The sequence below is a fragment of the Streptomyces sp. NPDC002156 genome (assembly GCF_053593675.1).
Genome location: NZ_JBSFDA010000292.1, coordinates 1 through 6962, shown reverse-complemented (window position 1 = coordinate 6962; position 6962 = coordinate 1). Strand labels below are relative to the sequence as shown.

At 70.6% G+C, this 6962-nt stretch carries 7 protein-coding genes; 4 read left to right on the top strand and 3 right to left on the bottom strand.

What is annotated here, in order from left to right; all coding sequences use genetic code 11:
* Nucleotides 1–38: 38 nt before the first annotated feature.
* The 3 genes from ACWCRB_RS48265 to ACWCRB_RS48255 are packed head-to-tail and all read right to left on the bottom strand — an operon-like array spanning nucleotide 39 to nucleotide 3947.
* Complete coding sequence (locus ACWCRB_RS48265) at nucleotides 39–1775, bottom strand: PEP-utilizing enzyme (RefSeq protein WP_451002136.1); 1737 nt, start codon at nucleotides 1773–1775, stop codon at nucleotides 39–41.
* 52 nt (nucleotides 1776–1827) lie between these two features.
* Nucleotides 1828–2652, bottom strand: a complete 825-nt coding sequence (locus ACWCRB_RS48260; RefSeq protein ID WP_451002135.1) for an SDR family NAD(P)-dependent oxidoreductase — start codon at nucleotides 2650–2652, stop codon at nucleotides 1828–1830.
* Complete coding sequence (locus tag ACWCRB_RS48255; protein WP_451002134.1) at nucleotides 2649–3947, bottom strand: aromatic ring-hydroxylating oxygenase subunit alpha; 1299 nt, start codon at nucleotides 3945–3947, stop codon at nucleotides 2649–2651. Before ACWCRB_RS48255 ends, ACWCRB_RS48260 begins: the two co-directional genes overlap by 4 nt.
* A 155-nt stretch (nucleotides 3948–4102) precedes the next feature.
* Between ACWCRB_RS48255 and ACWCRB_RS48250 the strand changes: the two genes are divergently transcribed.
* The 4 genes from ACWCRB_RS48250 to ACWCRB_RS48235 form a co-directional block, all read left to right on the top strand.
* Nucleotides 4103–4558 (top strand): VOC family protein, encoded by a 456-nt coding sequence (locus ACWCRB_RS48250; protein ID WP_451002133.1) that lies wholly within the window; start codon nucleotides 4103–4105, stop codon nucleotides 4556–4558.
* Between the two features lie 96 nt (nucleotides 4559–4654).
* Nucleotides 4655–5680 (top strand): thiamine pyrophosphate-dependent dehydrogenase E1 component subunit alpha, encoded by a 1026-nt coding sequence (locus tag ACWCRB_RS48245; protein WP_451002132.1) that lies wholly within the window; start codon nucleotides 4655–4657, stop codon nucleotides 5678–5680.
* Between the two features lie 5 nt (nucleotides 5681–5685).
* Complete coding sequence (locus ACWCRB_RS48240) at nucleotides 5686–6708, top strand: alpha-ketoacid dehydrogenase subunit beta (protein ID WP_389349615.1); 1023 nt, start codon at nucleotides 5686–5688, stop codon at nucleotides 6706–6708.
* A partial coding sequence (locus tag ACWCRB_RS48235; protein WP_451002131.1) for a lipoyl domain-containing protein occupies nucleotides 6705–6962 on the top strand: 258 nt, incomplete at its 3' end. The genes ACWCRB_RS48240 and ACWCRB_RS48235, both read left to right, overlap by 4 nt.

Sequence of the window (6962 nt, the reverse complement as noted above, 5' to 3'; positions counted from 1 at the left end):
GTCGCTGCTGGGGAGGCAGCGACGGGCCCGCGGCGTACTCAACTGCCGAGCGGCGCCGGGACACTGTCCACGGTGACCGTGCCCCGCTCGCCGTCGACCGTGATCACCATGCCGTCCCGCAGCCGCCGCGTCCCGCTCTCGACGGAGATCACGGCCGGGATGCCCAGCTCACGGCAGACCACCACGGCGTGGCTGTTGAGCGCGCCCACGTCCACGACGGCCGCACCGGCGACCAGGAACAGGGGAGTCCAGGCCGCGTCCGTGATCGGCGCGACCAGCACCTCACCGGGCTCCAGCGACTCGCACGAGGCCGGGTCGGTGACCACCCGCACCCTGCCGGTGTACGTGCCGTGGCTGCCGCCCACACCACCGAGCACCTCACCCTCGACGGCCGCCGGAGTCCGCTCCTCGGCGCGTCGCGGCCAGGAGTCGATCTCGGTCCGCGCGTCGTCGGCGACGAAGAACGGCGGCTCCAGCTCGTGCAGGCCCGCGTACTCCTCCAGCCGTTGCGCGATCACGGGGCCGAAGGACTCCGGGGCGGCGACATAGTCGTCGAGTTCGGTGTCCAGCAGCATCATCACGTCCTCGGGCCGGGCGAAGAGCCCCGCCTCGACACCGCGCCGACCGAGTTCCCGTACGGCCATGCGGATCTCGTTGACGACGGTGACGCAGTTCGCCTTGGTGCGCTCGCGGGCCGGGATCCACACCTGGGAGGCGTGCATACCGGCGTCGAACATGGGCTGCGTCTCCTCGGGCAGCACGGCCCGGATCTCTCGCGCCGTCCGCTCGCGCCCCTCGGTCAGCCGCGTGCGGCGGGCGGCCGGGGAGTCGTCGTCGGGGCTGTGCCGGATCCGGTCGACCAGGGCAAGCGCCTGGACGGGAGCCGCCTCCCAGGACAGCGCGTGGATGTCCCACTCGTTGGGGCCGCGGTCGCCGGACTCCGCCAGGAACTCCTCGAAGGAGTCACGGAACGCCTTCACATCGCCGGTCGCGCTGTCGAGCGCCTGCTCCACCGCGGCCGGGCCCCGGTCGAACAGCGCGGTCAGCTCGGCCGAGGCCGCCACCTGCCGGGACAGCGTCCACAGCCCGGTCGAGGGGGAGGCGGAGTCGACGTCTCCGAGACCGCCGATGAGGTCGAGCATGGCGCCGGGGCGGTCCACGCCCGCGCACAGCGGACCGAGGATCGCCGGTCCGACGGACGCGGGCAGCGACGACTCGACGTGCCGCTGGAACGTCGTCTCCACCTCGTCCAGCAACGACCGTGCGTGCGCCACCAGTTCGGCGTCGGACAACCGCGTCAGGTCGGGGCGCGAGCGGCGCAGGGCGCGCAGCCGGTCCCGGTCGGCGTCGGCCTCCGGAAAGCCGGCCTGGCCGAGCATCCGCTGAAGTGTCCCGCCCGCCTTGGCGGTCAGCTCCTCGTCCTGGTCGTCCGGGTGCGCCACGTAGACCGGCGTGTCGGAGCGCTGTCCGACGAAGGCCGTGTCGATCTGGTCCGCCGTCTGGCCCATACGGATGCCGAACAGCCGCATGTGCGACAGGTTCAGGTAGAAGTAGCCGCCGAACATCCCGACGAACGGCGGCCGGGGACCGGCCACCTCCTCGTCGCGGTAGATGCCGAAGCCGACGAAGCCGTTGCGCCAGCCCTGCAGGCCCCGCCCCCAGACCAGGGTCCAGCCCAGCGGGCTGGCGGGTTCCGGCAGGGTCTCGCCCGCGTTGGCCCGGGTGTAGTGCGGCAGTCGCTCACTGCGCTGCCAGTCCGTGATCCAGCTCTTCATGACCGAGGTCTCCCGCTCTCCGTACCCGCGCCTGCCCCTGCCCGTCCCTCGCCTACCACTGCGCCGTGCCGCCGTCGACGCTGATCAGCGTGCCGGTGATACCCGCCCCGGCGTCGCTCGCGAGCAGCGAGGCGACCGCCGCGACCTGCTCCACGGTGGTGATCTTCTTGGTGGCGGCATGCTCGGCGAACCGGCCCAGCCACTCCTCGTACGAGATGCCCTCGGCCTCCGCGGCAGCGGGACCCGCGGCCCGCATGAGGTCGGTGTCGACGGCGCCGGGGCAGATGGCGTTGCAGGTGATGCCCTGGGTGCCGTACTCGAAGGCGGTCGCCTTGGTCAGGCCGTGGATGGCGTGCTTGTTGGTGATGTAGTGGCTGATCGCGGGCTTGTTGGCCTGCTTGCCCTCCACGGACGAGATGTTGATGATGCGGCCCCAGCCGCCCTCCAGCATCTTCGGCAGCGCCCGGCGGGTGCCGTAGAAGTAGCCGTTGATGTTGAGGTTGAGGGCGTCGTGCCATGCCTCGTCGCTGAGCTGGTGGATCGGGGCGAAGCCGGAGCTGCCGCCCACGTTGTTGACCCAGATGTCGAGTCTGCCGAAGCGTTCGGCGGCGAAGTCGGCGAGGCCCTCGATGTCCTCCTGGCTGTTGGCGTCGCAGGGGTGGAAGACGGCCCGGTCCCCGGCGCCCATCTCCTCCAGGGCCTGCTTGCCCTTGACCTCGGAACGGCCGCTGACGACGACCGTCGCGCCGTCGGCCAGGAAGGCCTCGGCGATGGCGCGGCCGATGCTGCGCGTGCTGCCCGTGATCACCGCGACACGTCCGTCGAGGCTGCCCGTAGCCACCATGGTGTTCTCCCGCGAGTCTTGTTGGTTGCTCACCTGGCGGCTCTGGGGGCTGCTGTTTCCAGGTGCTGGTGAATGGTGCGGTGCAGGTGCTGGAGCCCGGGCTCGTTGCGTCCGAAGACGAAATCGGTCCCGTCGAGGGCCTTCAGACCCTGCTGGACTCCGTAGGTGGTCGCGTAGTCCTCGTCACGGACCACCTCGTGGAACCACTCGCCGAACCGGTCGGCGGCCCGGCGCTCCTCGTCGGTGACCGCCGGCTCCCGCAGCAGGATGATCTGCTGGGTCACCGACTCCGTCGCCGTCCGGGGGAGCACCAGGGAGACCGCGATCTTCTGGCGCCAGCCGCCGGCGATCGCGAGGCCCGGGAAGAGCCAGTAGATGGGGCCGACACAGTCCCCGGGATCGCGCTGGTCCGGCGGCAGCTCGACCGCCTGCGCGATGGGGCGCAGGGCCGGTGCGATGCGCTGATGGGGGCCCCAGGTGTCGTGGGCCATCATGTTGGAGAGGTTCGTCTCGAACACCGTCTTCGGGTGCAGCGATGCGAAGTGGTACGTCTCCAGGTACCCGTCGAGGGTGACCTTCCAGTTGGGACTGGTCAGCTCGCCGGTTGAGTAGTGGTGGCACTCCGCCATCCGGAGGCCCTCCAGCAGCGGCAGCAGATCGCCCAGCCAGGCGTCCAGGTCGGGCTCGGCCGCCGGGTCGAGCGAGACGAAGACGATCCCCGCGCGCTCCCCGGCCGGGAGCCTGATCAGGCTGCGGCCCTCGCGCGGAACCTCGCCGAAGGTCTTCTCGGCGTACACGCCCCGCAACTCCCCGGCCAGGTCGTAGGACCAGGAGTGGTACGGGCAGGTGAGCCGCTTCGACACCCCGCAGCCGGGTTCGAGGAGCTTGGCCCCCCGGTGCCGGCAGGCGTTGATCATCGCGTGGACGGCGCCCTGCCGGTCACGGGTGATCAGCACGGGGATGCCGAGCACGTCGATCGCCTTGTAGGTGTTCGGCCCGGGAAGCTCGCAGGACATGGCGAGCGGCAACGGGACACTCCGGTGGACGGCGTCAGTCTCGCGCTGCCAGCGGTCGGCGTCGAGGTAGTTGGCCACGGGTTCCGTCCACTGGCCGGCCGCCTCGTGCGTCGTGTTGTCGCGGTAGTGCGCCATCACCCGCTCGACGAGCTCGGCCGCCTCCCGCCGCATCGTCTCGGACGCCGCGTCGGTGGACCGGTCCCGGCTGATCCACGACGAGTACTCGGGGGTGGCGGGGGCGACCGGGGCCGCGACCGGCGACCTGCGCCCGGTGCCTGCTTCCCGAATCTCCGGTGAACTGGTCTGGACCACGATGTCCTCACAATCCTCCCAGCCGCGAGCCGGCGACCGGCTTCGGAATGCGACAGCTGGGTTGTGTCCGAAACGACAACAGGACTTAGTGTGCTCTGTCAATAGAAAGTGTCGAAGTTGCCGCTCGGCGTCGTGTGGGGGTGGGTGTGATGGTGATGACCCGGCCGTTCGAGGTGGGTGTGGTGGTGCGGGACCTGGAGCGGATGGAACGCTTCTACTGCGACGTCATCGGATGTCGCGCCGAGCACCGCTCGCGCATACCGGACTCCATCGGCGGCCCCGCCGGTCTCGGCGGAGAGCTGACGGTGGTCTGGTTGCGGGTGCCCTCCGGGGGGTGCGTCAAGTTGATCCTTCCCCGGTCGGCCCCGGTGTCGGCGGATGCGGCGCCCTTGTCGGCCGGGCGTCCCGGGCTGTCGTGTCTCACGTTCCATCTCGACGACCTGGACCCGGTGTTGGCGGCGCTGCCGGCCGCGGGTGCCCGGCCCCTGTCGGACCCGGTCGTCGTCCTGGCGCGCGGCCGGCGGATCAGCTTCTGGGCGGATCCGGAGGGCAACGCCGTGGAGTTGGTGGACGCCCGGGGCGGCAACCCGGACCCGGGGCATAGTAATTAGAGACGCTGTTCAGTAAGGTGCCCCAAGCTGGTTACTGTAGACCGGCACAAGTAAGTCCGATTGCTTGGCAACCTCCCTCGGACGAAGGGGCGGACGATGGCTCAACGAGCGTCAACGGCGTCGAAGAAATCCCCGCAGGTCAGCCCAGAGGTCAGCTCGGTCGGCCCGCAGGTCGTCAAGGACCTGCACGAGCGCATGGTGCGCATCCGGCTGTTCGAGACCGAGGCGGGAAAGCTCATGGAGGCGGGAAAGCTCCCCGGCTTCCTACACCTGTATGTCGGCCAGGAAGCCGTGGCCGCCGGCGTCATGGCGGCCCTGCGCGACGACGACCAGATCACCTCCACCCACCGCGGCCACGGACACGCCGTCGCCAAGGGGGTGGGCTTCCGCGAGATGTACGCCGAGCTGTACGGCCGGGTCACCGGCGCCTGCCTCGGCCGCGGCGGCAGCATGCACATCAATGACCTCAAGCGCGGGATGCTCGGCGCCAACGGCATCGTCGGGGCCGGCGTCCCGATCGCCGTCGGTGCCGCCTTCGCCGCCCGCTACAAGGGCGAGGACAACGTCGCCGTCACCTTCTTCGGCGACGGCGCCACCAACATCGGCGCCTGGCACGAAGGCGCCAACATGGCCGCGATCCTCGGCCTGCCCGTCGTCTTCGTCTGCGAGAACAACGGCTACGCCGAGTTCACCCCGCAGTCCGGACACATGCTGCTCACCGACGTCGCCGACCGGGCCGCCGCCTACGGCATGCCCAGCGTCATCGTCGACGGCATGGACGCGGTCGCCGTCCACCGCGCCGCCACCGAAGCCGTCGAACGGGCCCGGCGCGGCGAGGGCCCGATGATGATCGAGGCCAAGACCTACCGCTTCTTCGACCACCAGGGCGTCAAGGGCCTGCGCCACCCCTACCGCTCGGACGAGGAGGTCGCCGAGTGGAAGACCCGCGACCCCATCGACCTGATCGAGGCCCGCGCGGTCGCCGACGGCACCGCGACCCGCGCGGACCTGGACGACGTATGGCAGCGCACCCGCGACGAGATCGCCGACGCCATCGCGTACGCCGAGGCGAGCCCGCTGCCCGACCCAGCCGACCTGCTGCTCAACGTCTACTCGGGATGACCGCCATGACTGCCATGACCACCACCACCGAGGCACCGGCCGTCGCCACGCGCAAACTCACCTACGTCAAGGCCTTCAACGAGGGGCTCGCGCAGGCCATGCGCGAGGACGAGAACGTCTTCGTCGCCGGCGAGGACGTCGCCGGATACGGCGGCGTCTTCCGCATGTTCGACAACCTGCTCGACGAGTTCGGGCCCCGCCGCATGATCGACACCCCGATCTCCGAGGCCGCCCTGGTCGGCCTCGGCGTGGGAGCCGCCGCCCGGGGCCTGCGTCCTGTCGTCGACCTGATGTTCATGGACTTCATCGGCGTCTGCCTCGACCAGATCGTCAACCAGGCGGCGAAGATGAAGTACATGTTCGGCGGCGGACTGTCCGTGCCGCTCACCATCACCACCGCCTCCGGCGCGGGCCTCGGCGCCGCCGCCCAGCACAGCCAGAGCCTGGAGGCCTGGCTGGCCCATGTGCCCGGCCTCAAGGTGGTGATGCCGAGCGACGCGTACACCGCCAAGGGCCTGACCGTCTCGGCCATCCGCGACGACAACCCGGTCGTCGTCATGCTCAACAAGGTCCTGCTCGGCAGCAGCGGCGAGGTGCCCGAGGAGATCTACGGCATCCCGCTGGGCCAGGCGCACACCGCGCGGCAGGGCTCCGACGTCACCGTGATCGCCCTCGGCCGCATGGTGGGGGAGGCCCTCGCGGCGGCCGACGAACTCGCCGCCGAGGGCGTGGAGATCGAGGTGATCGACCCCCGTACCGTGCAACCCCTGGACACCGAGACGATGTTCGCCTCCGTCCGTCGCACCAACCGGGTGCTCGTGGTGCACGAGGCCGTCACCTTCGGCGGGCTCGGAGCGGAGATCGCCGCACAGATCCAGGACGTCGTCTTCGACTACCTGGACGCGCCGGTCCTGCGCATCGGCGCCCCCTTCTCCCCGGTTCCCTTCTCCCCGGTCCTGGAGAAGGCGTACGTGCCCGATCGCGCCCGTATCGCCCAGGGTTGCCGGCGTCTCCTCGAAAGGTCGTGACCGACGTGGCGGTCGAGGTTCTGCTGCCGAAGATCGGCCTGACCATGCAGGAAGGCACGATCGACGAATGGCTGGTGCCCACCGGCGCGGCCGTCGCGGAGGGCGACGCACTGCTGCGGCTGGCCACCGACAAGGTCGACGTCGATGTCGAGGCGGAGGCCGGGGGACTGTTCCACCCGGTGGCCCCTGCGGGGGCCACCCTGCCGGCCGGGGCTCTCATCGGCTGGCTGCTCGCCGAGGGCGAGGGATCACGG